This window comes from Streptomyces sp. NPDC005494 (assembly GCF_042872025.1).
Lineage (GTDB): Bacteria > Actinomycetota > Actinomycetes > Streptomycetales > Streptomycetaceae > Streptomyces.
Window position 1 is genome coordinate 119714 of sequence record NZ_JBIAJR010000013.1, and the last position, 24984, is coordinate 144697.

Sequence of the window (24984 nt, forward strand, 5' to 3'; positions counted from 1 at the left end):
CGCGCCAGGGTATGCCGTACGGGGCCGAGGTACGCAGTACGGGGCCGAGGTACGCCGCGCGGGGCCGAGGTACGCCGCGCGGGGCCGAGGTACGCCGTGCGGGGCCGAGGTACGCCGTGCGGGGCGAGACGCCGTACGCGGCGGGTGGAGCTACGCGGGCACGGGTGGCGGTTGGCGGGGCACGAGGCAGGCGCGCGCGAACCACCGGCGATTTCAGGTGCCAGGCCGCCGTGATCGGCGACGGGGCTCCCCGGGACGGCACCGAGCCTTCTCAGCGCGAGGCACCCAGGATGACGGGCTCCGGGGGCAAGCAGGAAGGAAACAACGCGCCCGAGAGGGCGCGCCGCAGGCGTTGGCGGACAGCGGTGCCCATCGCACAGCACGTGCCGACGTGGCAAGGGTGGCGCAAAGCGGCAACAGAGGCGCACCGCTCAGGGCTGCGGCACCAGCCGCGGTGAGGCAAGGGCGGCGTACCGCTCAGGGCCGGCACCAGCCGCGGTGAGGCTGAGACAGCGCTGCGTGTCGCGCTGCCCGGTGCGGCCGAAAAACCCTCGGGGAGTCGTTCGGCTGATCGGCTGATCGCCCGGCCCATCCGCTGCTCGGCAGGACAACCGGAAAGCTCAGGGAAGTACCGCGGCCGAGGCCGTGGGCCAGGTCATGCGGATCACTCCGCCTTCGGCCCCCGTGAGGACCTCCACGTCGTCGACCAGACCGCTGATGACCGCGAGGCCCATCTCGTCCTCGCTGTCCGCTTCGGCCTCGTCCGGACCCGCGCCACCGGCCGCGCCAGGCCGCGACGGGTCGCTTCCCGAAGCGAGAAGCCCGTCCCCCACCTCGATGGAGAACGCTTTCTCCTCCTCGGTCAGCACGACCGTGACCGGAGCAGCGATGTCGTGGCTCCTGTGCAGTCCGACGGCACGACTGCATGCCTCGCCGACCGCGAGTCTGACTTCGTCGAGCACCGCCTCATCGACGCCTGCCCGGCGTGCCACGGCGGCTGCCACGAGGCGGGCCGTCCTGACGTGTTCGGGCTGAGCGCTGAAGCGGAGTTCAACGGTTGGCATGGCCATCCCCCTCAAACGTACGGACGTGCATCTCAGGGGCCCGGGCGTGGCGCCCGGTACCCCTGCTCTCATTCCCTCCGAAACCGACGAAGCCGGCAGCCGACCACAAGGGCCGACCGCCTGCTCATGACGGCTGTCTAGCTGCCGCCTGCCGGCCTGTCACAGCGTGCCTGCCGGCCCTGGAAGGACCGGCGTACCCCGACCGTCAGTCGGTTGCCGCGACAGCCTCGTCGACCGTGGTGTGGATGGGAAACACCTTGGTCAGACCTGTGATCCGGAAGATCTTGAGAATGCGCTCCTGGTTGCAAACCAGTCGCAGCGAGCCCTCATGGGCCCGCACACGCTTCAAGCCGCCCACGAGCACGCCGAGGCCGGTGGAGTCGAGGAAGTCGACGCCTTCCATGTCGACAACCAGGTGGTAGCTGCCGTCATTCACCAACTCGACCAACTGCTCGCGCAGCTTGGGCGCGGTATACACATCAATCTCGCCACCGACCTCGACGACCGTACGGTCGCCACCAGGGCCGGACACATTGCGAGTCGACAGGGACAGGTCCACGGATCCTCCAGCACCTTGCTATCGAGCGGTCGCCCCTCGGTCTCCCCGACGGAGGCCAGGGGACGGATCGCCAGCCGCGATGGCATTCAATCACTTACCAGCAGCCATGCACGACGCCTTGGGACCATTGTCCGTCACGCCAGTGACACACTCGGTGCCGATGGCCAAGAATCACCGCCCCAGTCGACCACCTGAGAACGCGGGCTCGCGCCCCTCTCCCACGGTGGTTCTCGACCGGCTCGCCGCAGCGGCGGGCCGGGCAGCGCGCATCACTCATACGGAGCACTTGCCCCCGCGTGCGGGAACCCATGCCACCTGGCCGGACCGCATCCGGCCGGAGGTGATCTCGGCAATTGCCCGGGCCGGGATCGACCATCCGTGGACGCACCAGGCCACGGCGGCGGAGCACGCCTTGGACGGCGAGTCCGTCGTGATCGCCACCGGCACGGCGTCCGGCAAGTCGCTCGCCTACCTCGCACCGGTCCTGAGCGCCCTCGTGGACGGTTCGCAGGCCCCGAACGGCCGCGGCACGACCGCTCTGTACCTCGCGCCGACCAAGGCCCTCGCTGCGGACCAGCGCCGCGCTGTGAAGGCGCTGGCGGCACCCCTGGGCGCCGCGGTGCGGCCTGCGGTCTACGACGGCGACACGCCGGTCGAAGAACGCGAATGGGTGCGCCAGTACGCCAACTACGTCCTGACCAACCCCGACATGCTGCACCGGGGCATACTTCCCTCCCACCCTCGCTGGGCCTCTTTCCTCCGCTCGCTGCGCTTCGTGGTGATCGACGAGTGCCACACCTACCGGGGCGTCTTCGGCTCCCATGTCGCCCAGGTGCTGCGCCGGCTGCGCCGCCTGTGCGCGCGCTACGGCTCCGACCCCGTCTTCCTCCTCGCCTCCGCCACCGCGGCACAGCCCTCGGTCGCCGCGGGACGGCTCACCGGCCTGCCCGTCAGAGAGGTCTCCGACGACGCCTCGCCCCGGGGCGAGATGGTCTTCGCACTCTGGGAGCCGCCGCTGACCGATCTGCACGGCGAGAAGGGGGCTCCCGTTCGCCGTACCGCGACGGCCGAGACAGCCGATCTCCTGACCGACCTGACCCTGCAGGGCATCCGTTCGGTCGCCTTCGTACGCTCCCGGCGCGGCGCCGAGCTCATCTCCGTCATCGCGAAGGAACGGCTGGCCGAGGTGGACCGCTCCCTTCCCGGGAGGGTCGCGGCCTACCGGGGCGGCTATCTGCCCGAGGAGCGCCGGGCCCTGGAACGGGCCCTGCACTCCGGCGACCTGCTCGGCCTCGCCGCGACGACCGCCCTCGAACTCGGCATCGACGTCTCCGGCCTGGACGCCGTCATCATCTCCGGCTATCCCGGCACCCGTGCCTCCCTCTGGCAGCAGGCGGGCCGTGCCGGACGCGCCGGCCAGGGCGCCCTGGCCGTACTGGTGGCCCGCGACGATCCGCTGGACACCTTCCTCGTCCACCATCCCGAGGCGCTGTTCCAGCAACCGGTGGAGTCCACGGTCCTGGACCCCGACAACCCGTACGTACTCGCTCCGCACCTGTGTGCCGCGGCCGCGGAACTCCCGCTGACCGAGGCCGACATCGCGCTCTTCGGCCCCGCGGTCCCCGAGCTGCTGCCGCAACTGGAGGCCGCGAAGCTGCTGCGCAGGCGAACGACCGGCTGGCACTGGACCCGCCGGGAACGCGCCGCCGACCTCACCGACATCCGCGGAGGGGGCGGCCGTCCGGTGCAGATCGTCGAGGAGGGAACCGGCCGGCTGCTGGGCACCGTCGACGAATCCGCCGCGCACACCGCCGTCCACGAAGGCGCCGTCCACCTCCATCAGGGCAGGACCTATCTGGTGCGCCGACTGGATCTGGAGGACTCGGTGGCTCTGGTCGAGGAAGCCGTACCTCCCTACTCGACCAATGCCCGCGACACGACCGCCATCGCCGTCCTGGAGACGGACACCGAGATCCCCTGGGGTGATGGGCGGCTCTGTTTCGGTTCCGTGGAGGTCACCAACCAGGTCGTCTCCTTCCTCCGCCGCAGGCTGATCACCGGAGAGGTCCTGGGTGAGACCAAGCTCGACCTGCCGCCCCGCACCCTGCGCACCCGGGCCGTGTGGTGGACGGTCACCGAGGACCAGCTCGATGCCGCCCGGATCAGCCCCGAGATCCTCGGTGGAGCGCTGCACGCAGCCGAACACGCCTCCATCGGCATGCTGCCCCTCTTCGCCACGTGCGACCGCTGGGACATCGGCGGCGTCTCCGTCCCGCTGCACCCGGACACACTCCTTCCCACGGTGTTCGTCTACGACGGCCACCCCGGCGGCGCGGGATTCGCCGAACGCGCCTTCCACACGGCACGTAGCTGGCTCACCGCTACGCGTCAGGCCATCGCGTCCTGCGAGTGCGACGCGGGCTGCCCGTCCTGCATCCAGTCCCCCAAGTGCGGAAACGGCAACGAGCCGCTGCACAAACGGGGCGCCGTACGCCTCCTGACCGAGCTCCTCAGGACCGCACCCACCACACCGGAGGAAGTTGGCCCTCCGGACGGGGAGAAACGCTGAGCTCACCTGACCGCGCCGGGACCCCGGTACGGGCCGGTGTCCGCCCGAGCTGGCCCCGCCCGCGTGGACGCCGGTATCGCGGAACGGGGCAGGCCCGGCACCGGCCCCGCCCGGGTGACCGCCGGTGTCGCGGAACCGGCCAGACCCGGCACGGGCCCCGCCCGCGTGGACGCCGGTATCGCGGAACGGGGCAGGCCCGGCACCGGCCCCGCCCGCGTGGACGCCGTGTCGCGGAACGGGGCAGACCCGGCTCCGGCCCCGACCGGGTGAGCGCCAGTGTCGCGAAAGGGGGCAGGCCCGGCACCGGCCCCGCCCGGGTGACCGCCGACGTCGCGGAACGGGGCAAGCCCGGGGCCTCGGCGTCTGGAGGCCCCGCTCTCGATCGCACCTCCGGCGCGTACGGGCCGAAGCGCACGCGGGCGGTCACATCGGCGATCTCCCCCTGAATCGCGCACCGGACGACTTCCGCACCCTGGGCTCTGGCAACCTCGCTCGCCGTCCCGCATGCCGCCTCTGTGCCGCGGAGCGCCCGGTCGGCAGCCGCGAGCGCCGCCAGGTCCGCCGCCCCGCCCGCCTGGTGGCGGGCAGACACGGCCTGGCCGAGAGCCAGCACCACCCCGAACACCGCGCAGAGTGTCGCCGTGGTGACGGCCACCCAGACCGTCGCCAGCCCTTGGTCGTCGGTCACCCGTCCGCGTCGCGTCGCGATCAAGGCGCCGCCCCCACCGTGTCCTCGGCCAGCGCGACCGCCTCGGCGGCCAGCGTCAGGGCCAGCGGGCCGGGCCCCGGCGTCGGTGTCTCGACCCGTACCCGCCACAGCTCGCCCACCCGCTCCACAGCCACCTCGGCCCTGGTCGGCGCCGCTTCCCTCGCCGCGGCCCTGACCATGGCCTCCGGCTCCGACCGGGCCGCGGCCCGCGCCCCCGCCCGTGCGGCGTCCACACAGCGGATCTGGTCCGCCGCGGCCACCAGAGCCCAGACGAGGGCCAGGACGAAGGCGACCAGCACGGGAAGGGCCATCGCAGCCTCCGCGGCCACCGCCCCCCGGTCGCCGCGCCGGCCCCGTTCCTCCCGCGAGGCCTCGGCATCCCGCAGAGCCTCAGAATTTCGCATCGAGGGCATCCTTGATCAGCGATTGCAGCGCCGAGAGCACGGCACCGCTGGTCACCACCTTGTAGAGCACCGCCGCGAACGCACAGGCAGCGATGGTGCCCACCGCGTACTCGGACGTCGTCATACCCCGGTCCAGGGCTCCACGCCCGATACGCCGCCTGAACCTGTCCTCCCAGACCAGACGTGCCGTAGCCAGCATCCGTCCCATGACTTTCGCACCCATCACGACCCCACGTTTCTTCGTCTCGATCATCGATTCGGAACTGCATTTCGGAATCTGCCGCCGCCCCGCGCCCGCCCTGGCTCCGCTCAGCTGTGGCACAGGTGGCCACCGGCCGGCCGGGCCTGCCACGGCCGGGACACCGACGGGCTGGGACGCGACGTCCGGGAACCCGCCCGGCCGGACACCGCAGCGGGACATGCGCCGGACACGGGCCGGCAAGCACCCATCGGCGGGCGCCGGCAGCGGCCGAGGGGCGTCCGCCGACGACTGCCGGGCAGGGAACCGCCTCAGCCGCTTCGTTCAGCGGTTCTGCAACAAGCCGGTCGCCAGGCCGATCACGACCGGGGCCACGCCTACCGCCAGAAAGGCAGGCAAGAAGCAGAGCCCGACCGGTGCGGTGATCAACACCCCGGCCCGTTGGGCTCGCGCTGTCGCCGCGCTCGCCCGCTCGGCCCGCATCTCGTCGGCCAACGCGGAAACAGGCTCGGCCGCCGGCGCCCCCGTCGAGCCGGCCCGCTCCAGACAGCGGGCCAGGGGTGCGGCACCCGGTATCTCACCGAACCGGCCCCATGCATCGGCCGGTTCTCCTCCCAGCCGGATCTCCGCCGCCGTGCGGGCGAGCTGGTCACCGACCGGACCGCCCACCGACTCTCCGACCGCCTCCGCCGCGTCCCGCGGTCCGGCACCCGCCGAGACACAGGCAGCCAGCAGATCCGCGACCAGCGGCAACTGCCGGACGACGAGAGCGGCTTCCGCTTCCCGTTCACCCGCTCCGCTGCGCTTTCCGGAGCGTTGCCACCGCCACACCCCGTACGCCGCGGCCAGGCCGGCCGCCCAGCCCGCGGATCCACCGACGAGGATCCAGCCGGCCGCCCCGGCGGCCAGGGGCGGCCCCCACCTCCGGGCACGGCCCAGACCTGGCCTCCGCATGGCCGGCCACTCCGGACGAGGCTCGAGGGAGCGGGACCCGGACAGCCGCGCCGCGCGCCGCCGTATGACCCGCTCGTGCCGTCGCACGTTCCACACGAGAGTGAGATACACGGCCGTGCCGAGTACAGCGCCGGCCGCGCCCACCATCCCCAACTGCTCGCCCGGGTCCGGCATCCCGTTCATCCGGCCTCCCCCGACCGCACGATCCGCGATGCCCAGAACAGCCCAGCAGCCTCCAGCAGTCCTCCCGCCAGCAGGCAGACGAGTCCGCCCGGGGTGTGCAGCAGCACTCCGAGCGGGTCCGCTCCGAGAGCCGCTCCGAGCCCCAGCCCCACCGCCGGCAGCAACGCCAGCACCACAACGGTCGACCAGGCACCGGCCAGTTGGGCGCGGAGCTCCCCCCTCCGGCGCCGCTCGGCCCGCAACGCGGACTCCAGACGGGTCAGACCGGCCGCGAGGCCGGCGCCGCCGTCCACTGCCACCCGCCAGCAGGCTGCCACCCCCGCGAGTCCTTCGCAGCCGGGCCTGGACGCTGCCTGGAGCAGGGCTCCTGGTACGTCCCCGCCGAAGCGAGCTGCCGCCAGCACCGCGGACTCGGCAGCGCCCAGCGCCCCGGCGTGACGCCCGGCGGTGAGCAGAGCCTGTCCAGGCTCGTGACCGGCCCGCAGCTCACCCACCACAGCAGCGCAGAGAGCCGTCACCCCGTCGGCAACGCGCTCGCGCTCACGCTGCCGCGCCCTACGCCGTATCCAGCGCCGCACCAGCGGAACCGCCACGGCTCCCGCGAACAACGGCAGCACCGATTCCCCGACAGCGGCAAGAAGAGCCGCCACAGGGGCGCAGAGCCATTCCTTCCGCTCAAGACAGAGCGCGCGGAGTCGTGCCCGTCCCGCCGATCGAGGAAGCTCCGCCCGCCCCCTCGCCGTCAGCGCGCGTGCCCGCCGTGCTCCCGGCTCCCTCGCCACAGCGATACCGGCGGCCACTCCGGCGCAGACCGCCATCACCCATGCCGACGCCGGCACCAGCGCGCCGGGCGTCGCCGCGCTCACGACTGCTGCCCGATCAGCGACCCGAGGTGTCCCCAGCCCCGCTCCGGCACGAATCCCTCCGCACCCCATCGCAGAGCCGGCACGGTGACCACCAGACCTGCCGAGTCCCGCTCGAGCACATGGACTTCGGAAAGTCGCCGCCGCCCATCTGTGTCCCGCACGAGGTGAATCACCACGGAGAGCGCGGCGGCCAACTGACTGTGCACAGCCGCCCGATCGAGCCCCGCAGCCGTCCCCAGAGCCTCCAGGCGGGCAGGGACGTGCTCCGCGGCATTGGCATGGACTGTGCCGCAACCGCCTTCGTGTCCGGTGTTCAGGGCGGCCAGCAGCTCCGTCACTTCAGCGCCCCGCACCTCACCCACCACCAGCCGGTCGGGACGCATGCGCAGGGCCTGGCGCACGAGGTCCCGCAGGGTCACCCTGCCCGCGCCTTCCTGATTGGCAGGGCGCGACTCGAGACGCACCACATGGGGGTGATCCGGTCGCAGTTCAGCGGAGTCCTCGGCGAGCACGATGCGCTCCCGCTCGCCCACCGCGCCCAGCAGACTCGACAGCAGCGTCGTCTTTCCCGCACCCGTTCCCCCACTGATGAGGTACGACACCCGGGCCTGCACCAGCGCCCTGAGCAGGTGGTCACCGCCGGGCGGCAACGTCCCGGCCCGGACGAGCTCGGCCAACGTGAAGGCCTTGGGCCGCACCACGCGCAGCGAAAGACACGTCGAGCCCACGGCCACCGGCGGCAGGACGGCGTGCATGCGCGTCCCGTCGGGCAGCCGCGCGTCCACCCACGGCCGGGCATCGTCGAGCCGCCGACCCGCAACCGCCGCGAGCCTCTGAGCCAGCCTGCGTACCGCCATCGCATCCGGGAACGTGACCCGGGTCAGCTCGAGACCCGCGCCCCGGTCCACCCATACCCGGTCGGGGGCGGACACCAGGACATCGGTCACCGCCGGATCGGCCAGCAGCCGCTCGAGCACGCCCGTGCCGACCAGTTCGCCCCGCAGTTCCTTCGCCGCGCCGAGCACTTCGGTGTCGCCGAGCAGGCGGCCCTGCTCCCTCAGTGCGGCTGCCACCCCGGCAGGAGTCGGCGCGGCACCGCTTCTGGCCAGCCGCTGCCGCACCGCGTCGAGCAGTGCGTCGGTCATGACCTTCCTCCGCCGGACTGCCGGGCATGGATGCCCTCGAGGCGGTCAGGCACATCCACCCGGCCCCAGAACTCCTTGCAGAAGCGGGCCAGAACACCACGAGGGTTGCTGCCCGGCGGCTCACCATCGTCCTGGGCCGAGGACAGCCCCGGCTCCCGCGGCAGATCACCCACGAGAGGCAAGCCCAGCGCCTGGGCCACCCACTGTTCGTCCAGACCCGCCGTGTAGGGACCCCGTGCCACGACCCGCAGGTCGCCCAGGACCACACCGGCTGCCGCCGCCACCCTCCGGGCCGCCGCGACCGCCCTCAGCTCGCCGGGCACGACCAGCAGCCCGACGTCGAGCTGTGCCAGCGCTTCCGCCGTGCTGTCGTCGAACCGGCGCGGCAGGTCCACCACGACCACTCCGCCGAGCCGACGCGCTGCGGCCAGTACCGACTGCATGGCCTGCGGAGGGACGGCCACCTCGTCACCCCGGCCCCAGCTGAGAACTCGCAGACCATGCAGCGCGGGCAAGGACTCCTCCAGCGCCCCGCCGCCCAGCCGCCCTTTGGAACGGGCGAAATCCGGCCACCGCAGACCTTCGGCTTCCTCTCCTCCGAGCAGAACGTCGATGCCGCCGCCCAGGGGATCCCCGTCGATCAGCATGGTCCGTCTGCCCGACCTGGCCGCCGTCACCGCAAGCGCGCAGGCCAGCGTGGATGCGCCGGATCCACCGCGCCCTCCCACCACGCCCACGGTAAGCGCCGGCCCGCCCACGCCTTCGGCCGCATTGGCGATCTGGTCCACCAGCCATCCTTCGGAATCCGGCAGCCTCAGCACATGCTCGGCCCCGATCTCGACGGCACGTCGCCACACGTCCGCGTCGGCCCCGCCCCTTCCGACGAGCATGAGCCCACCTCGCCTGGACGCCCCGAGACATCGCCGGGCCGCATCGTCACCCACGAGGATCAGCGGGGCCCGCTCCCAGCGGCCCTTCTCCTCAGGCAGCCCGTGATGCACCTCGGGCACCGCCCCGGCGGCCGCGCACAGTCTGAGCAGATCGTCGAGCAGATCCGCGTCCTCGGTCACGATCATCGGGCCGCCACACAGCCGATCGGCGCCCGGCAGACCTACGTCCGCGAAAGATCCAGCCACCATCTCCGCCCCCTTCTCGCTGTCCCTTCAGTGCGGTTTCGCGGCCGCCTCGGACCGATCCGAGATGCGCGATTCCGGAACCCGCGGACTTCACGGGCGGAATCAACATGCAACGCCTCGGAAAAACATGTGGATCTTGCTCAAATGCTGTGGACAACCGCAGCAATGTGAATATCTCGGTAGCTCGTACAGGGGACATTCGGAGCGCAGCCCTTCCGCTACGCACCGTCACGAGCCATGATCGAGGGAGTCCACCGCAGAAACGGGAGAGAGTGGGGCAGCGAGGCTGACACAGGCCTGGCGCTGCGGCCGGAATGCGTCCGGACATGCGACGACCCCCGCCGGGGGGGAGAGCGGGGGTCGTCCCCACGGCCGACTCGGGGGGGGAGGAGTCGGACCGGGTTAGCACGGTCGCGAACGATCCGTGACTTCCATGGTGTACCCGAGCGCCTTCTCAGGCAAACCCACCCACCGGACTTTACGCCGAATGGCGGGCCCCTATGCTCACCTTTGTGGAAAATCGCTTCTCGCCGCGTACAGCAGCCTTCTTCGACCTGGACAAGACGGTCATTGCGAAGTCGTCGACGCTCACGTTCAGTAAGTCCTTCTACCAGGGCGGGCTGATCAACCGCCGCGCCGTACTGCGCACCGCGTACACACAGTTCGTGTTCCTTGCCGGGGGCGCCGATCACGACCAGATGGAGCGGATGCGTCAATACCTCTCAGCGCTCTGCAAGGGCTGGAACGTCCAGCAGGTCAGGGAGCTCGTCGCCGAGACCCTGCACGACCTGATCGACCCGATCATCTACGACGAGGCCGCAACCCTCATCGAGGAGCATCACACAGCCGGGCGCGACGTGGTCATCGTCTCGACCTCCGGCGCCGAAGTCGTCGAACCCATCGGAGAGCTGCTCGGTGCCGACCGGGTCGTCGCGACCAGGATGGTCATCGGCGACGACGGCTGCTTCACGGGCGAGATCGAGTACTACGCCTACGGGCCAACCAAGGCGGAGGCCGTCAAGGCTCTTGCCGAGTCGGAGGGCTACGACCTCTCGCGTTGTTACGCGTACAGCGACTCGATCACCGATGTGCCGATGCTGGAGGCGGTGGGCCATCCGCATGCCGTCAATCCGGACCGCACGCTGCGTCGCGAGGCGACGCTCCGCGACTGGCCGATTCTCGTCTTCGACCGGCCGGTGCGGCTCAAGCAGCGCCTGCCCACGTTCTCCATGCCGCCACGACCGGCGCTGGTGGCGGCAGCAGCGGTGGGTGCGGCTGCCGTGACAGCGGGGCTGGTCTGGTACGCCAACCGTCGCCGCTCCGCAGCGGCCGCCCTCTGAGAGACGTCACAGGGGCTCTTCTCCATGGACAGGCGCAGGGAGCCGTGGTCGGCACCGCCTATCCCGATGCCCGAATAAGTATCGTTTGAACCGAAAAGTAAAGAAGTGCGGCCAGGGCTTCCACTCCCCCCTGACCAGGAGTACAAAGGAGTCAACGGCCCGCGAGACCAAGGACATCCGAGAGGATCACCTTTTCACGCACAGATGGCCCCACGGACCGAGCATGGAAGCCGAGCACCCACGCGACGTCGACCCGTCGATTACGGGCCAGCCGCACCAGGTGACGGGCAACGACCCCGGCCTGATGGGCACATATCGAGGACGCTTGGTAACTGGGCGGACATGCCAGCGGCGGTACCGGAAACGGTACCGCCGCAACCCTTTCCGGGTCCGGTCGAGTGCCCTCGGGGCGCTTCCGCCTCAAGCCGCGCCGCGCTGCAGCGCCTCGCACACCGCCGTGGACTCCCTGACTCCTAGCTCCACCGAGCGCCCGCAGTGGGCGATCCACGCAGCCATACCCTCCGGACTCCCCGAGAGATAGCCCTCGAACGCCGCCACGTACGCGGCTCGGCCCTGCTCGGCATGCCCGACCTCGGCAGGACAGATCGACTTGGGGTCGAGGCCACTGCCGATCAGCACGACCCGCTCGGCGGTCCGGGCGACCAGGCCGTTGTGCGACCCGAAGGGCCGCAGCGCCAGAAGCTCGCCGTGCACGACGGCAGCCATGACCAGCGCGGGCGCCGCGCTGCCGTCGATGATCAGCCGCGACAACCCTTCGAGCCGCCCGGACACCTCGTCGGCACTCGGGAGAGGCGCTTCGATCAGCGGCTCGTCGACGCGCTCACCGGCCAGCCGAGGCCGGCCGACCGCATCGTCCGGAGTCACCCCGCCTGCCGCCACGAGGTGCAGTCGAGCCAGAACACGAAGCGGCGACTGACGCCAGATGGAGAGCAGCTGACCCGCTTCAGCGGTGAGCCGCAGCGCGGCACCCACGGTGCGAGCCTCACCGTCACCGCTGAAGTCCGTGCGCCTGCGCACCTCCTCGAGGTTCCAGTCGGCGCCCGAGAGCGCCGCCGAACCCCTGGCTCCGCGCAGGGCAGCCTCCGCGGTGACCTCATTACTGCGCCGCCGCATGACCCGGTGGCCGTAGACCCGGTCCACAGCCTTGCGTACGGAGTCCACCGCGTCGCCGACTCCGGGCAAAGCACCGAGGGCGGCCAGCGGGTCCGAGGAAGTCGTACTCATAAGTAGGGAGGCTACGCGTCCGGCGCACGAATGCAGCCCACGAGTGGCCTTCTTCACCAACCATGACAGCGCTGAGCGATGGAGCGACTACCCTAGGTGAACATGAAGATCGCTTTCGTAGGGAAGGGCGGCAGCGGGAAGACGACGCTGTCCTCGCTCTTCATCCGCCATCTCGCCGCCAATGAAGCCCATGTCATCGCGGTGGACGCCGACATCAACCAGCATCTCGGGGCCGCGCTCGGTCTCGACGAGGAGGAAGCCGCCGCACTGCCGGCCATGGGCGCCCAGCTGCCCCTCATCAAGGACTATCTCCGGGGGAGCAACCCCCGCATCGCGTCCGCGGCAACAATGATCAAGACCACGCCTCCCGGTGAGGGCTCACGGTTGCTGCGGGTCCGTGAGGACAACCCGGTCTATGACGCCTGCGCCCGCCCGGTCCGTCTCGACGACGGCGATATCCGGCTGATGGCCACCGGGCCCTTCACCGAGTCCGATCTGGGCGTCGCCTGCTACCACTCCAAGGTCGGGGCGGTCGAGCTCTGCCTCAACCATCTGGTCGACGGCCCGGACGAGTACGTGGTGGTGGACATGACGGCGGGATCGGACTCGTTCGCGTCAGGGATGTTCACCCGATTCGACATGACCTTCCTGGTGGCCGAACCGACCAGGAAGGGCGTTTCCGTCTACCGCCAGTACAAGGAGTACGCCCGGGACTTCGGTGTCGCTCTGAAGGTCGTGGGCAACAAGGTGCACGGCCCGGAGGACCTCGACTTCCTGCGCGCCGAGGTCGGCGAGGATCTGCTGGTCGGCATCGGCCATTCGGACTGGGTACGGACGATGGAGAAGGGGCGGCCGGCGCCCTTCGACCTCCTGGAGGCGGACAACCGGATGGCTCTGCAGTCCCTGCAGGACGTCGCTGAGGACTCGTACGAACTGCGCGACTGGGAGCGCTACACACGGCAGATGGTGCACTTCCACCTGAAGAACGCGGAAAGCTGGGGCAACGAGAAGACGGGTGCCGACCTGGCTGCCCAGGTCGACCCCGCCTTCGTCCTGCACGAGCACTCCGGCGCCGCGGACGCGGCCCAGCCAGCCTGAAATCCCGCGGGCGGCGCCGGGAGGGTTCCTACTCCGCGCCGCTGCCTGCCCCCTGGCCTGCCGGCTGGTCCGCCGGCCTGGCAGGCACGGGGCTGCCGGCCGGCTTGCCCGGAGCCGTTCCCGCGAGGAAGGCCGGCCATCCGGGCTTCGGCGCCTGGCCCACCTTCAGCGTCCCGAGCTTGGCGAGCGTCGCCGGGTCCTGCGCGTCGAGCCAGTCGGCGAGCTGACGGAAGGACACGCACTGCACGTCCTGCTGGGTGCACACGGTTTTGATCGTTTCTTCGACGGCGCGCATGTAGGTGCCGCCGTTCCAGGATTCGAAGTGGTTACCGATGATCAGCGGTGCGCGATTGCCGTTGTAGGCGCGGCCGAACGCCTGGAGCAGGCCGTCCCGCATCTGATTGCCCCAGTAGGTGTGGCGCCCCGGGTCGCCCTGGGTCGCCGTACCGGACTGGTTGAACATGAAGTTGTAGTCCATCGAGAGCGTTTCGAACGCCCGTCCCGGCACCGGGACGAGTTGCAGGGGAAGATCCCAGAGTCCGTCCTTCTTCGTGGGCCAGACCTGATTGCCGACGCCGCTGGAGTCGTAACGGAACCCCATGGTCCGCGCTGCCGCGACCATGTTCTTCTGCCCTTCGAGGCACGGAGTGCGGGCCCCGATCAGTTCCTTGTCGTAGTCGAAGGGCAACGGAGCCTCCGCCTTGAGCGTCGGAGCGTTGGTCTTCCAGCCCTTCACGAATGCCTTCGCCTGGCTGATCTCGCTCTTCCACTCCTCGACCGACCAGGTACCGACACCGCCGTCCGGCCCGCAGAAATGCCCGTTGAAGTGCGTGCCGATCTCGTTTCCGTCCAGCCAGGCCGCACGCAGCTCCTTCAGGGTGGCGCGGATCCCCTCGGTGTCGTTGAAGCCGATGTCGGAGCGGCCCGCCGAATGCTGCGGCGGGTCGTACAGCGCCTTCTTCTCCTCCGGCAGGAGGTACACCCCGCTGAGGAAGTACGTCATCTTCGCGTCGTACTTCTTGGCGACCTCGCGGAAGTGCGAGAACAGCTTCTGGCTGTCCTCACCGGCGCCGTCCCAGGAGAACACCACGAACTGGGGCGGTTTCTGCCCGGGCTTCAGGCGCTTGACCGCAGGAAGCTTCGGCTGGGTGCCGGTGAACGCGGTGGAACCGTCACCGATGAGCTTGACCGCCCCCTTGGGCGCCGCCGCCGGAGAGTTCCCCTCCGCGCCAGGGGTCTGCTTCTTTCCGGACCCGGGGCCGGCGACCCCCGCGTCCGGACCCGAGCAGCCGGCCAGGCCGGCGATCAGCGCCGTGACCACGGCACCCAGGGCGATCCGCTTCGTGGCGGCCATCATCCGTCCACCCTCTTCCTTGCAGGAGTCGTGCGTTGAAGTGCCGACGCGGCGCGGTCAACGTCACACGCAGTCCTGCTGGAACCAGTACGACAAGCCGGATGAAAAGCTGCTTATTCACTTCAAGGAGTGACTCATTGGGCTATTTGCTCGAAAGCATGGACACCCTTCTTTACTCTCCATTACGCTTCGTTTACGGAGAGTTGAGAAATCCCGCCGTATCACCCCACCGCCGCACGCCGTGAACCACGGCCGCCGTCACTCACATACCGCGACCGCGCTGCCCCGGAGGAGACGGGAACATGTCTGCCTGCGTCCCAACCCGCGATGACCACTCGCCCCGCAGTTCACGCCCGCCCCGCGCCTCGGGGGTCAAGCGGCCGCACAGTCCGCCGTCCCCGCCGGGCCGAGGACGTTTCCGCGTCTCGGGCGCCGACCTTTCCGCATCGATCACCGTCTTCCTGATCGCCGTTCCCATGTCGCTCGGGCTCGCCGTCGCCATGGACGCGCCTTTGGCCGCCGGACTCGTCTCGGCGGCGATCGGCGGCATCGTCGCCGGACTGCTCGGCGGCACACCTCTACAGGTGAGTGGCCCTTCGGCCGGCCTCACCGTCGTCACCGCCGAGCTGATCCAGATCTACGGCTGGCGCACCACATGTGCCATCACCATCGGCGCGGGCCTGCTGCAGATCCTGCTGGGATCACTGAGAGCCGCACGCAGCGCTCTCGCCGTCAGCCCCGCGATCGTCCACGGCACGCTCGCCGGGATCGGGGTGGCCATCGCGCTCGCCCAGTTGCACATCGTGCTGGGCGAGGCGCCTCGGAGCTCGGCTCTCGACAACGCCCTCGCACTGCCGTCGCGCTTGGAACACTTCAGCCCGGCGGCACCCGGCATCGGGGCGCTCACCATCACACTTCTCGTGCTGTGGCCCCGGCTGCCCGGACGGGTGGGAGGGGCGCTGCGCAAGATCCCCGCCGCCCTCGCCGCAGTGGCCGTAGCGACGGCTGTGGCCGCCGTGGCCACACCCGGGATCGCCCGGGTGGATCTTCCTTCCTGGCACTCGCACGCTCTTCCCGAGATGCCGCAGGGCCCCGTGGCAGCCCTCGCAGCGGCCGTACTGACCGTCACACTCGTAGCCAGCCTCGAATCCCTGCTCGCCGCGGTCTCCGTGGACAAGCTGGCCGCCGATCGAGCCGCGGCCCCCTCCAGGAACGGCCGCAAAGCGCCGGCACCTGTCAGGCGCTCGGACCTCGACCGGGAACTGCGTGCTCAGGGCGTAGGCAACGCACTGTCCGGACTGGCCGGAGGGCTGGCCATCTCCGGTGGAGCGGTGCGCAGTTCCGCGAACGTGCGGGCCGGCGCGGAGAGCCGGGCGGCCACCGTGCTGCACGGCCTCTGGGTGCTCCTCGCGGCCGCGCTACTGGTCACTGTCCTGGAATGGATCCCCTTGGCGGCGCTCGCCGCGCTGGTGATGGTGGTCGGCGTACAGATGGTCAGTTTCGCGCACATCCGCAAGGTGCACCGGCACCGCGAATTCCTGGTGTACGGCGCCACCATCAGCGGCGTTCTCCTTGTCGGGGTGCTCGAAGGTGTGGCGATCGGCATCGTCGTGGCGGTCGCCGTCGCGCTGCACCGACTGGCCCGCACCAGGATCACGGTGACGGAGCAGGACGGCCGTTACCTGGTGACCGCTCGCGGGCAGCTGACCTTCCTGGCCGTCCCGCGCCTCAGCCGAATGCTCGGGCGACTTCCGCAAGGCGTGCACGCCGTGGTCGAGTTGGACGGCTTCTTCATGGACCACGCGGCCTACGAGACCATCCAGGACTGGTATGCGGCGCAGACGGCCTCGGGGGGCCAGATCGAATTCACGGGACGTTCCGGGGGCCGGATCGCCGAGCCCGCGTCGGCGGCTCATTCCTGCTGCCGCCCGTGGACCCCATGGCGTAACCATCACTGCCATGACCGCGTGCAGGACGCCGCACCGGCCACCGCCGACCCCACGTCTCACACCGTGGCACCGACGGCCCCAGTCACGGTGGCGGGCCCTGTGGGTGAGCGGCACGGCGCCCATCGACTCCTCAGCGGCCTCAGCTCGTTCCAGCGCACCACCGCGCCCCTGGTCCGGGAGGAACTGGCCCGGCTGGCTGCCGAAGGGCAGCGGCCCTCCCAGCTGTTCCTCACCTGCGCCGACTCCCGCCTGGTCACCAGCATGATTACGGCAAGCGGCCCCGGCGACCTCTTCACCGTACGGAATGTCGGCAATCTCGTTCCCCCGCCGGGCACCGGAGGGGATGCGGGGGGCGACGACTCGGTGGCCGCCGCCATCGAATACGCGGTGGACGTGTTGCAGGTCGAATCGATCACCGTCTGCGGCCACTCCGGATGCGGAGCCATGCAGGCCCTGCTGGGGGCCGCGCCGGAGACGCCCAGGACACCGCTCTGGCGCTGGCTGCGGCACGGCCTTCCGAGTCTGGAGCGCATGCGCTCCAAGCATCACTCCTGGGCCCGCATCGCCGGACGCCTGCCCGCCGACGCGGTGGAACAGCTCTGTCTGACCAACGTGGTCCAGCAGTTGGAGCACCTTCGCGCGCACGGCTCGGTGGCTCGCCGGCTCGCGGCGGGCACACTGCAACTGCACGGCATGTACTTCCATGTCGGGGAAGCGCAGGCATACCTGCTGACGGAGGGCGTCAGTTCGGGGACCGGCCCCGACGAAGTCTTCGCCAGAGTCGCTCCCGAGGCGGTGTGGAGTGCCGCCCCCGGCGCCGAGGCCCCGCACGTCACCGCCGACTCCCCCGTGGGCGCCTGAACCGCTCACACCCCCGGTCCGTGAGACCTTGTGGTCCCGCTCTCGCATCGCACACCGCTGCCTGCGGGAGCGGGACGTGTGACTCCGTAGCACGAGGAACAGGTCTAAACCAATTCCCGGCAGACACTTGTCACGTGGCCTGCGGCCTGATGAGCTGTCCCCCGGGACACAACGGACACCCTGGGAATGGGAGATGTCGTGAGCAACGAAAGCCTGGCCAATCTGCTCAAGGAGGAGCGGCGGTTCGCACCGCCTGCCGATCTGGCCGCGAACGCCAACGTGACCGTGGAGGCGTACGAGCAGGCCGAGGCGGACCGGCTGGGCTTCTGGGCCGAGCAGGCCCGCCGCCTGACCTGGGCCACCGAGCCGACCGAGACCCTCGACTGGAGCAACCCGCCTTTCGCGAAGTGGTTCGCGGACGGCGAACTCAACGTCGCGTACAACTGCGTGGACCGCCACGTCGAGGCGGGCAACGGCGACCGGGTCGCCATCCACTTCGAGGGCGAGCCCGGCGACAGCCGCGCGATCACCTACGCCGAGCTGAAGGACGAGGTCTCCCGCGCGGCCAACGCCCTTATCGAGCTCGGTGTCGGCAAGGGAGACCGGGTCGCCGTCTACCTGCCGATGATTCCGGAGGCCGCCGTAGCGATGCTGGCGTGCGCCCGGATCGGCGCCGCTCACTCGGTGGTCTTCGGCGGATTCTCGGCGGATGCCATCGCCGCCCGCATCCAGGACGCCGACGCCAAGGTCGTCATCACCTCCGACGGCGGCTACCGCCGGGGCAAGCCCTCCGCGCTCAAGCCCGCGGTGGACGACGCGGTCTCCCGTATCGACAGCGTCGAGCACGTCCTGGTGGTGCGGCGCACCGGCCAGGACACCGCGTGGACCGAGGGCAGGGACGTCTGGTGGCACGAGATCACCTCCAGGCAGTCGGCGGAACACACCCCCGAGGCCTTCGAGGCCGAGCAGCCTCTCTTCATCCTCTACACCTCGGGAACCACGGGTAAGCCCAAGGGCATCCTGCACACCTCGGGTGGCTACCTCACCCAGGCGGCGTACACCCACCACGCCGTCTTCGACCTCAAGCCCGAGACCGACGTGTACTGGTGCACCGCCGACATCGGCTGGGTGACCGGGCACTCGTACATCGTCTACGGCCCCCTGGCCAACGGTGCGACCCAGGTGATGTACGAGGGCACCCCTGACACGCCCCACCAGGGGCGCTTCTGGGAGATCGTCCAGAAGTACGGCGTCACGATCCTCTACACCGCGCCGACCGCGATCCGTACGTTCATGAAGTGGGGAGACGACATCCCCGCCAAGTTCGACCTGTCGTCGCTGCGTGTCCTCGGTTCGGTCGGCGAGCCGATCAACCCCGAGGCCTGGATCTGGTACCGGAAGCACATCGGCGCCGACAAGTGCCCCGTCGTGGACACCTGGTGGCAGACGGAGACCGGCGCGATGATGATCTCGCCGCTCCCCGGGGTGACGGAGACCAAGCCGGGTTCGGCGCAGCGGGCACTGCCCGGTATCTCCGCCACCGTCGTCGACGACGAAGCCCGTGAGGTCCCGAACGGAGGGGGCGGCTACCTCGTCCTCACCGAGCCGTGGCCGTCGATGCTCCGCACCATCTGGGGCGACGACCAGCGCTTCATCGACACCTACTGGTCGCGTTTCGAGGGCAAGTACTTCGCCGGCGACGGCGCCAAGAAGGACGAGGACGGCGACGTCTGGCTGCTCGGCCGGGTCGACGACGTCATGCTCGTCTCCGGGCACAACATCTCGACCACCGAGGTCGAGTCGGCCCTCGTGTCGCACCCGGCGGTCGCCGAGGCGGCCGTGGTCGGTGCCAACGACGAGACGACCGGCCAGGCCATCGTCGCCTTCGTGATACTGCGCGGCACCGCCACCACCTCCGACGAGCTCGTCGCGGAGCTGCGCAATCACGTCGGCACCACGCTCGGGCCGATCGCGAAGCCCAAGCGGGTCCTCCCGGTGGCGGAGCTGCCGAAGACCCGGTCGGGCAAGATCATGCGCCGCCTGCTGCGTGATGTCGCCGAGAACCGTGAGCTGGGCGACGTCACGACGCTCACCGACTCCTCGGTCATGTCCCTCATCCAGACGCAGCTGCCCGCCGCGTCCTCCGAGGACTGACACGACCGCGGTCACGCACGGCACCGAGGGGCACCCGGCAGGACCGGGTGCCCCTCCGGGCATCCCGGGAACAACGGCACGCTCCGCCCTCCGGAACAACGACACGCTCCGCACGCCACCGGGCGGTGGGCACCGGATCCGGATACCGTTTCGACACCCCAGGTAGAGTGGTCGTTTCGTCGACGGAACACGTGATGCGGAGCGAGTGAGGCCGAGCGCGTAGGACGGAGCCGTCAGTACGGGCACCTCGCGCAGGCGCGCCCGTACCGACCGCGCAGGACGCCGGAGCGGGCCCGTCTGACGGGACCGTCCAGGCGGGACAACCACATAGGACATCTCCACAGGGGCGCCGGGAAGTCTGGTCGGCATGCGAATTCGCCATGCCACCAATGCCGTAACCCGACCCGGAGGTCTCCCCCGTGGCCACGCCCGCCCCCTCGTCCGACAACCGCGGCACTCTCTTCGGCCGACTGCCTCTGCCGGAGCGGAACTACGTCGCCGATGCCCTGCGTACCGAGACCGTCGGCGGGGTCATCCTGCTGGTCGCGGCCGTGGCCGCGCTGGTCTGGGCGAACGTCGCCGGTTCGAGTTATGCGGCCGTCAGCCACTTCCACTTCGGCCCCGAGGCGCTGGGGCTCGACCTCTCGGTCGCCCACTGGGCGGCGGACGGGCTGCTCGCCGTCTTCTTCTTCGTCGCGGGCGTCGAGCTCAAGCGTGAACTGGTCGCCGGCGAACTCCGTGATCCCCGCGCGGCAGCCCTGCCCGTTGCCGCGGCGCTCTGCGGCATGGCCGTGCCCGCCCTCGTCTACACGCTGACCGCAGTGCTCGGAGGTGGATCCACCGGCGGCTGGGCCGTCCCCACCGCCACCGACATCGCCTTCGCGCTCGCCGTGCTCGCGGTGATCGGGACCTCGCTCCCGGCGGCGCTGAGGGCCTTCCTGCTCACGCTCGCCGTGGTCGACGACCTCTTCGCCATCCTGATCATCGCCGTCTTCTTCACCGAGGAGATCGACTTCCTGGCGCTCGGCGGCGCCTTCGCCTGCCTGGCCGTGTTCTACGCGCTGCTGCGTTCCGGGGTGCGGGGCTGGTACATCCATGTCCCGCTCGCGCTGGTCATCTGGGGTCTGATGTACAACAGCGGCGTCCACGCGACGATCGCCGGTGTCGCCATGGGGCTCATGCTGCGCTGCACCAGGCGCGAGGGCGAGACGCGCTCCCCGGGCGAACACATCGAGCACCTGGTGCGTCCCCTGTCCGCGGGCGTCGCGGTTCCACTGTTCGCACTCTTCTCTGCCGGTGTCACCCTCAAGGGGGATGCCCTGGCCGGCGTTTTCGAGCGGCCCGAGACGCTCGGGGTGATTCTCGGTCTGGTGGCGGGCAAGACCATCGGCGTCTTCGGCGGCACCTGGGCCGTCACCCGCTTCACCAGGGCCCGACTCAACAAGGATCTGGCCTGGGCCGACGTCTTCGCGGTGGCCACGCTCGCCGGTATCGGGTTCACCGTCTCCCTGCTCATCGGGGAGCTCGCCTTCGCCGGCGACGAGGACATGATCAACGAGGTCAAGGCCGCGGTCCTCGTCGGTTCCCTGATTGCCGCCGTACTCTCCGGTGTACTGCTCAAACTGCGGGTACGCAGATACAGGGCGCTGTACGCGGCCGAGGAACTCGACGCGGACGCGTCCGGGGTCCCCGACATCTACGAGCAGGACGACCCGGAGTACCACCTGCGGATGGCAGCGATCCACGAGAGGAAGGCCGCCGAGCACCGCCGCCTTGCCGAACGGGCGGGGGCAGCGAGCAGCAAGCCGGACAGTCCGGCATGATCTGACATCGGATGTACGGAAGAGGAGAGGGAGTCAGGGATGAGCGACCCCGGCAACTACGCGGGCACCTATGCGGGCAGCACCGACCGCAGCCTCGGACAGCTGTTCGCTTCGGCGACCGCCGAGATGTCCGCGCTGGTACATGACGAGATCGCCCTGGCGAAGGCCGAGGTCCGCCAGGACGTGAAGCGCGGCGTGATCGGCAGCGTGGCGTTCATCGTCACGGGAGTGCTGATCCTGTTCGCGATCCCCGTGCTGAGCTTCGCGGCTGCGTACGGCATCCACAATCTCGGGCTCGGTCTCGCCTGGTCGTTCCTGATCGTGGGCGGTGCGTTCATCCTGTTGGGCATCCTGCTGGCCCTGTTCGGGCTGGCCAAGTTCAAGAAGGTCAAGCCGCCGGAGAAGTCCATCGCCTCGGCCAAGCAGACCGCAGCGGTCCTTCAGGGCGTCAAGCCGCACCCCCGCCCCGCCGTTACCGCTGTCACGATCGAGCGGGCCCAGGGCAGCTCACTCGCGGACAAGGCCATCGAGAACCGTCCTGTCCAGGACAAGGCGGTCTCTGTGACACGCTCATCCACATGACCGACCCTGATTACAGCGCATCCGGCCCGGTAGGGCCGTTGGGACCGGCGGCCGGTTCCGGCGGCCCCGTCCGCCTGGACGGGCCCTGGACCCACCGCGACGTGGCAGCCAACGGCGCGCGGTTCCACATCGCCGAAATGGGCGACGGGCCGCTGGTGCTGCTGTTGCACGGTTTCCCGCAGTTCTGGTGGACCTGGCGCCACCAGCTGACCGCCCTGGCGGATGCCGGTTACCGCGCCGTCGCGATGGACCTCCGCGGAGTCGGCGGCAGCGACCGTACGCCCCGGGGGTACGACCCCGCCAACCTGGCGCTCGACGTCACCGGTGTCATCCGCTCGCTCGGGGAGCCCGACGCGGCGCTGGTGGGCCACGACATGGGTGGTTATCTCGCCTGGACGGCTGCCGTGATGCGTCCGAAGCTGGTGCGGCGGCTCGTGGTGTCCTCGATGCCGCACCCGCGCCGCTGGCGTTCCTCGATGCTCTCCGACTTCGCGCAGTCCCGGGCCGGCTCGCACGTCTGGGGGTTCCAGCGGCCCTGGGTCCCCGAGCGCCAGCTCGTCGCGGACGACGCGGCCCTGGTGGCCCGGCTGATCCGCGACTGGTCGGGGCCCCGTACACCCGACTTCCCCGACGACAAGACCGTGGACGTCTACCGGCGCGCGATGTGCATCCCGTCGACCGCGCACTGCTCGATCGAGCCGTACCGCTGGATGGTCCGCTCGCTCGCCCGCCCTGACGGCGTCCAGTTCAACCGGCGGATGAAGCGGCCCGTGCGGGTACCGACGCTGCATCTCCACGGATCACTCGACCCGGCGATCCGGACGCGCAGTTCCGCGGGGTCGGGCGAGTACGTCGAGGCGCCGTACCGGTGGCGACTTTTCGACGGTCTGGGTCACTTCCCCCACGAGGAGGATCCGGTCGGGTTCTCGACCGAACTCATCAACTGGCTCAAGGATCCTGAGCCCGACCGGTAGGCGCGGGCACAGATTTCCGACGAACAGCCAATTGCCTGCCGCATAAGCCAATTGGCTGACTCGCACGCGATTACCGACCTTGGGTCACGGGCAGACGTCGGGGTATGGGCTGGACGCGCGACTTCAATGACGCAGCACGCAACCGCCGCTCGACCGCTCCTGCTGGTCCGAGCGTTCACGAGGGGGGCGGCTCTCCGAGCCGGGTGCACGATGTGAGTGATTTCCATGAGCTGCGGCTGGGCATTCCGCGCATCCTCCACCGCCGGGCCCGCTGGGTGTCGGCACGGCTGCGCCATCCCCGGGCCGACCGGTCCTGACCGGTCCTGACCTGGCCTGACCGGGCCTGAACCGGCCACCGGATCACCCGACCTGACATCGCATGAGAGACCCCCGCGCCTTGGAGCCCGGGGGTCTCCTGAGTGCAAAGAGCCCGGGGGTCTCCTGAGTGCAAACAGGGGCCGGCGGGCTCCGCCACGCACATGAGCCCGCGGGGCCGGATGGCTCCGCGGGCCCGTCATGCGGCAGAAGCCCTCAGAGCGCGCAGCCCTGGCTGTCGACCTGCTGGACGCTGGACTTGCCGAGCTCGATGTCCTGGCGGATCTCGTCCGCCGTCAGGGCGTATCCCGTGTCCGGGTCGTCGAGCGACTTGGCGAACACCACTCCGTACACCTTGCCGTCCGGGGTGAGCAGCGGGCCGCCGGAGTTGCCCTGGCGGACGGTCGCGTACAGCGAGTACACATCACGCCGCACGGTGCCCCGGTGGTAGATGTCCGGGCCGTTGGCGTCGATGCGCCCACGGATGCGGGCGGAGCGTACGTCGTAGGCGCCGTTCTCCGGGAATCCGGCGACGATGGCGCTGTCACCGCTCTCGGCGTCGCTGTCCGTGCCGGTGAAGCGCAGCGGCTGGGCGTCGAGGTCCGGGACGTCCAGTACGGCGATGTCCCGCTGCCAGTCGTAGAGGACGACCTTCGCGTCGTACAGCCGTCCCTCGCCGCCGATCTGGACGGTCGGCTCGTCGACACCGCCGACCACGTGGGCGTTGGTCATCACGCGACGGTCGGAGAAGACGAAGCCGGTGCCTTCGAGGACCTTGCCGCAGCCCGGCGCCATGCCGACGACCTTGACGATCGACTTCTTCGCGCGGGCCGCGACGGGGCTGCCGACGAGGGCGGGGTCAGGGGGTTCGACCTCGGTGATGGGCTCGTTGGCGAACGGGCTGAAGACCTGCGGGAAGCCGTTCTGCGCGAGGACCGAGGAGAAGTCCGTGAACCAGTTGGACGCCTGATCGGGCATCACCCTGGAGACCCCGAGCAGCACCGAGGAGTTACGGACCTCCTTGCCCAGCGTCGGGAGTGACGTGCCCGCCAGCGCTGACCCGATCAGCCAGGCGACCAGGAGCATGGCCACCACGTTGACCAGGGAGCCGCCGGTGGCGTCCAGTGCGCGCGCCGGCGACCACGTGATGTAGCGGCGGAGTCTGTTTCCGAGATGGGTGGTGAAGGCCTGGCCCACGGAGGCGCACACGATCACGATCACTACCGCGACGATGGCGGCGGTGGAGGAGACTTCCGATCCGTCGGTCAGCTTGTCCCAGATGACCGGCAGCAGGTAGACGGCCACGAGGCCGCCGCCCAGGAAGCCGATCACGGACAGGATGCCGACGACGAAGCCCTGGCGGTACCCGATGACCGCGAACCACACGGCGCCGACGAGCAGCAGGATGTCCAGCACGTTCACCGTCTATAGCCTCGCAGATTCGTCACCTGGCCCGTCCGGTTCGACGGGGTCCGGGCCAGGCCCGGAACAGCGCAGCACG

General features: G+C 70.2%; 21 protein-coding genes. 9 read left to right on the forward strand and 12 right to left on the reverse strand.

Translation table 11 applies throughout. From position 1 onward, the window contains the following. Window positions 1-620 precede the first annotated feature (620 nt). Both ACFYQ6_RS31060 and ACFYQ6_RS31065 read right to left on the reverse strand, forming a co-directional pair. On the reverse strand, window positions 621-1064 hold the full coding sequence (locus tag ACFYQ6_RS31060; RefSeq protein ID WP_361579636.1) for an ATP-binding protein: 444 nt from the start codon (window positions 1062-1064) through the stop codon (window positions 621-623). Between the two features lie 205 nt (window positions 1065-1269). After that, window positions 1270-1623, reverse strand: a complete 354-nt coding sequence (locus ACFYQ6_RS31065) for an STAS domain-containing protein (RefSeq protein ID WP_003967428.1) — start codon at window positions 1621-1623, stop codon at window positions 1270-1272. Between the two features lie 79 nt (window positions 1624-1702). On the opposite strand from ACFYQ6_RS31065, the gene ACFYQ6_RS31070 reads away from it, so the two are divergent. Further along, a complete protein-coding gene (locus ACFYQ6_RS31070; RefSeq protein ID WP_388766133.1) occupies window positions 1703-4192 on the forward strand; it encodes a DEAD/DEAH box helicase in 2490 nt (829 codons plus the stop codon). On the opposite strand, the gene ACFYQ6_RS31075 is transcribed toward ACFYQ6_RS31070, so the two are convergent. The 7 genes from ACFYQ6_RS31075 to ssd form a co-directional block, all read right to left on the reverse strand. Next, a complete protein-coding gene (locus ACFYQ6_RS31075; protein ID WP_388766135.1) occupies window positions 4134-5009 on the reverse strand; it encodes an Rv3654c family TadE-like protein in 876 nt (291 codons plus the stop codon). The genes ACFYQ6_RS31070 and ACFYQ6_RS31075 overlap by 59 nt on opposite strands. Then, window positions 4901-5305 carry a TadE family type IV pilus minor pilin gene (locus ACFYQ6_RS31080; RefSeq protein WP_388766137.1) on the reverse strand — a complete coding sequence of 135 codons (405 nt, stop codon included), beginning with the start codon at window positions 5303-5305 and terminating at the stop codon, window positions 4901-4903. The genes ACFYQ6_RS31075 and ACFYQ6_RS31080 overlap by 109 nt, the downstream gene beginning before the upstream one ends. Beyond that, window positions 5292-5513 carry a DUF4244 domain-containing protein gene (locus ACFYQ6_RS31085; protein ID WP_388766267.1) on the reverse strand — a complete coding sequence of 74 codons (222 nt, stop codon included), beginning with the start codon at window positions 5511-5513 and terminating at the stop codon, window positions 5292-5294. The genes ACFYQ6_RS31080 and ACFYQ6_RS31085 overlap by 14 nt, the downstream gene beginning before the upstream one ends. Window positions 5514-5828: 315 nt before the next feature. Beyond that, entirely contained in the window at window positions 5829-6641 is an 813-nt protein-coding gene (locus ACFYQ6_RS31090) for a type II secretion system F family protein (protein ID WP_361579644.1), read from the reverse strand. After that, entirely contained in the window at window positions 6638-7459 is an 822-nt protein-coding gene (locus ACFYQ6_RS31095) for a type II secretion system F family protein (RefSeq protein WP_388766269.1), read from the reverse strand. The genes ACFYQ6_RS31090 and ACFYQ6_RS31095 overlap by 4 nt, the downstream gene beginning before the upstream one ends. Window positions 7460-7503: 44 nt before the next feature. Further along, entirely contained in the window at window positions 7504-8652 is a 1149-nt protein-coding gene (locus ACFYQ6_RS31100; protein WP_388766140.1) for a TadA family conjugal transfer-associated ATPase, read from the reverse strand. Continuing rightward, on the reverse strand, window positions 8649-9791 hold the full coding sequence (gene ssd / locus ACFYQ6_RS31105) for a septum site-determining protein Ssd (protein ID WP_388766142.1): 1143 nt from the start codon (window positions 9789-9791) through the stop codon (window positions 8649-8651). Before ssd ends, ACFYQ6_RS31100 begins: the two co-directional genes overlap by 4 nt. A 497-nt stretch (window positions 9792-10288) precedes the next feature. Between ssd and ACFYQ6_RS31110 the strand changes: the two genes are divergently transcribed. Then, window positions 10289-11128 carry an HAD-IB family hydrolase gene (locus tag ACFYQ6_RS31110; protein ID WP_361579648.1) on the forward strand — a complete coding sequence of 280 codons (840 nt, stop codon included), beginning with the start codon at window positions 10289-10291 and terminating at the stop codon, window positions 11126-11128. 420 nt (window positions 11129-11548) lie between these two features. On the opposite strand, the gene ACFYQ6_RS31115 is transcribed toward ACFYQ6_RS31110, so the two are convergent. Next, on the reverse strand, window positions 11549-12373 hold the full coding sequence (locus ACFYQ6_RS31115; RefSeq protein ID WP_356744359.1) for an oxidoreductase: 825 nt from the start codon (window positions 12371-12373) through the stop codon (window positions 11549-11551). 102 nt (window positions 12374-12475) lie between these two features. On the opposite strand from ACFYQ6_RS31115, the gene ACFYQ6_RS31120 reads away from it, so the two are divergent. Next, window positions 12476-13471 (forward strand): ATP-binding protein, encoded by a 996-nt coding sequence (locus tag ACFYQ6_RS31120; protein WP_361579652.1) that lies wholly within the window; start codon window positions 12476-12478, stop codon window positions 13469-13471. Between the two features lie 28 nt (window positions 13472-13499). Here ACFYQ6_RS31120 and ACFYQ6_RS31125 read toward each other — a convergent pair whose 3' ends face one another. Further along, window positions 13500-14828, reverse strand: coding sequence for a hypothetical protein (locus ACFYQ6_RS31125; RefSeq protein ID WP_361579654.1), 1329 nt, complete (start codon window positions 14826-14828; stop codon window positions 13500-13502). A gap of 299 nt (window positions 14829-15127) precedes the next feature. Between ACFYQ6_RS31125 and ACFYQ6_RS31130 the strand changes: the two genes are divergently transcribed. The 6 genes from ACFYQ6_RS31130 to ACFYQ6_RS31155 all read left to right on the forward strand — a co-directional run bounded on the left by ACFYQ6_RS31130 (window position 15128) and on the right by ACFYQ6_RS31155 (window position 23485). Further along, window positions 15128-17635, forward strand: coding sequence for a SulP family inorganic anion transporter (locus ACFYQ6_RS31130; RefSeq protein ID WP_388766145.1), 2508 nt, complete (start codon window positions 15128-15130; stop codon window positions 17633-17635). 186 nt (window positions 17636-17821) lie between these two features. Continuing rightward, complete coding sequence (acs, locus tag ACFYQ6_RS31135) at window positions 17822-19789, forward strand: acetate--CoA ligase (protein ID WP_388766147.1); 1968 nt, start codon at window positions 17822-17824, stop codon at window positions 19787-19789. Window positions 19790-20208: 419 nt separating this feature from the next. Next, window positions 20209-21612, forward strand: a complete 1404-nt coding sequence (nhaA, locus tag ACFYQ6_RS31140) for a Na+/H+ antiporter NhaA (RefSeq protein WP_361579660.1) — start codon at window positions 20209-20211, stop codon at window positions 21610-21612. Between the two features lie 39 nt (window positions 21613-21651). Then, window positions 21652-22194: a phage holin family protein gene (locus ACFYQ6_RS31145; RefSeq protein ID WP_361579662.1), complete on the forward strand. Its 543-nt coding sequence runs from the start codon at window positions 21652-21654 to the stop codon at window positions 22192-22194. Then, window positions 22191-23168 (forward strand): alpha/beta hydrolase, encoded by a 978-nt coding sequence (locus ACFYQ6_RS31150; protein WP_361579664.1) that lies wholly within the window; start codon window positions 22191-22193, stop codon window positions 23166-23168. Before ACFYQ6_RS31145 ends, ACFYQ6_RS31150 begins: the two co-directional genes overlap by 4 nt. A gap of 104 nt (window positions 23169-23272) precedes the next feature. Continuing rightward, a complete protein-coding gene (locus ACFYQ6_RS31155) occupies window positions 23273-23485 on the forward strand; it encodes a hypothetical protein (protein WP_361579666.1) in 213 nt (70 codons plus the stop codon). Window positions 23486-23699: 214 nt separating this feature from the next. Here ACFYQ6_RS31155 and ACFYQ6_RS31160 read toward each other — a convergent pair whose 3' ends face one another. Continuing rightward, window positions 23700-24905, reverse strand: a complete 1206-nt coding sequence (locus tag ACFYQ6_RS31160) for a MarP family serine protease (protein WP_361579668.1) — start codon at window positions 24903-24905, stop codon at window positions 23700-23702. Window positions 24906-24984: the final 79 nt, after the last annotated feature.

What these genes read in the sequence shown, in the direction of transcription:
- ACFYQ6_RS31060 (WP_361579636.1), bottom strand. Translation starts at nt 1,064, where the DNA reads ATGCCAACCGTTGAACTCCGCTTCAGCGCTCAGCCCGAACACGTCAGG.
- ACFYQ6_RS31070 (WP_388766133.1), top strand. Translation starts at nt 1,703, where the DNA reads ATGGCATTCAATCACTTACCAGCAGCCATGCACGACGCCTTGGGACCA.
- ACFYQ6_RS31080 (WP_388766137.1), bottom strand. Translation starts at nt 5,305, where the DNA reads ATGCGAAATTCTGAGGCTCTGCGGGATGCCGAGGCCTCGCGGGAGGAA.
- ACFYQ6_RS31085 (WP_388766267.1), bottom strand. Translation starts at nt 5,513, where the DNA reads ATGGGACGGATGCTGGCTACGGCACGTCTGGTCTGGGAGGACAGGTTC.
- ACFYQ6_RS31090 (WP_361579644.1), bottom strand. Translation starts at nt 6,641, where the DNA reads ATGAACGGGATGCCGGACCCGGGCGAGCAGTTGGGGATGGTGGGCGCG.
- ACFYQ6_RS31095 (WP_388766269.1), bottom strand. Translation starts at nt 7,459, where the DNA reads ATGGCGGTCTGCGCCGGAGTGGCCGCCGGTATCGCTGTGGCGAGGGAG.
- ACFYQ6_RS31100 (WP_388766140.1), bottom strand. Translation starts at nt 8,652, where the DNA reads ATGACCGACGCACTGCTCGACGCGGTGCGGCAGCGGCTGGCCAGAAGC.
- ssd (WP_388766142.1), bottom strand. Translation starts at nt 9,791, where the DNA reads ATGGTGGCTGGATCTTTCGCGGACGTAGGTCTGCCGGGCGCCGATCGG.
- ACFYQ6_RS31110 (WP_361579648.1), top strand. Translation starts at nt 10,289, where the DNA reads ATGCTCACCTTTGTGGAAAATCGCTTCTCGCCGCGTACAGCAGCCTTC.
- ACFYQ6_RS31115 (WP_356744359.1), bottom strand. Translation starts at nt 12,373, where the DNA reads ATGAGTACGACTTCCTCGGACCCGCTGGCCGCCCTCGGTGCTTTGCCC.
- ACFYQ6_RS31120 (WP_361579652.1), top strand. Translation starts at nt 12,476, where the DNA reads ATGAAGATCGCTTTCGTAGGGAAGGGCGGCAGCGGGAAGACGACGCTG.
- ACFYQ6_RS31125 (WP_361579654.1), bottom strand. Translation starts at nt 14,828, where the DNA reads ATGATGGCCGCCACGAAGCGGATCGCCCTGGGTGCCGTGGTCACGGCG.
- ACFYQ6_RS31130 (WP_388766145.1), top strand. Translation starts at nt 15,128, where the DNA reads ATGTCTGCCTGCGTCCCAACCCGCGATGACCACTCGCCCCGCAGTTCA.
- acs (WP_388766147.1), top strand. Translation starts at nt 17,822, where the DNA reads ATGGGAGATGTCGTGAGCAACGAAAGCCTGGCCAATCTGCTCAAGGAG.
- ACFYQ6_RS31145 (WP_361579662.1), top strand. Translation starts at nt 21,652, where the DNA reads ATGAGCGACCCCGGCAACTACGCGGGCACCTATGCGGGCAGCACCGAC.
- ACFYQ6_RS31150 (WP_361579664.1), top strand. Translation starts at nt 22,191, where the DNA reads ATGACCGACCCTGATTACAGCGCATCCGGCCCGGTAGGGCCGTTGGGA.
- ACFYQ6_RS31155 (WP_361579666.1), top strand. Translation starts at nt 23,273, where the DNA reads ATGGGCTGGACGCGCGACTTCAATGACGCAGCACGCAACCGCCGCTCG.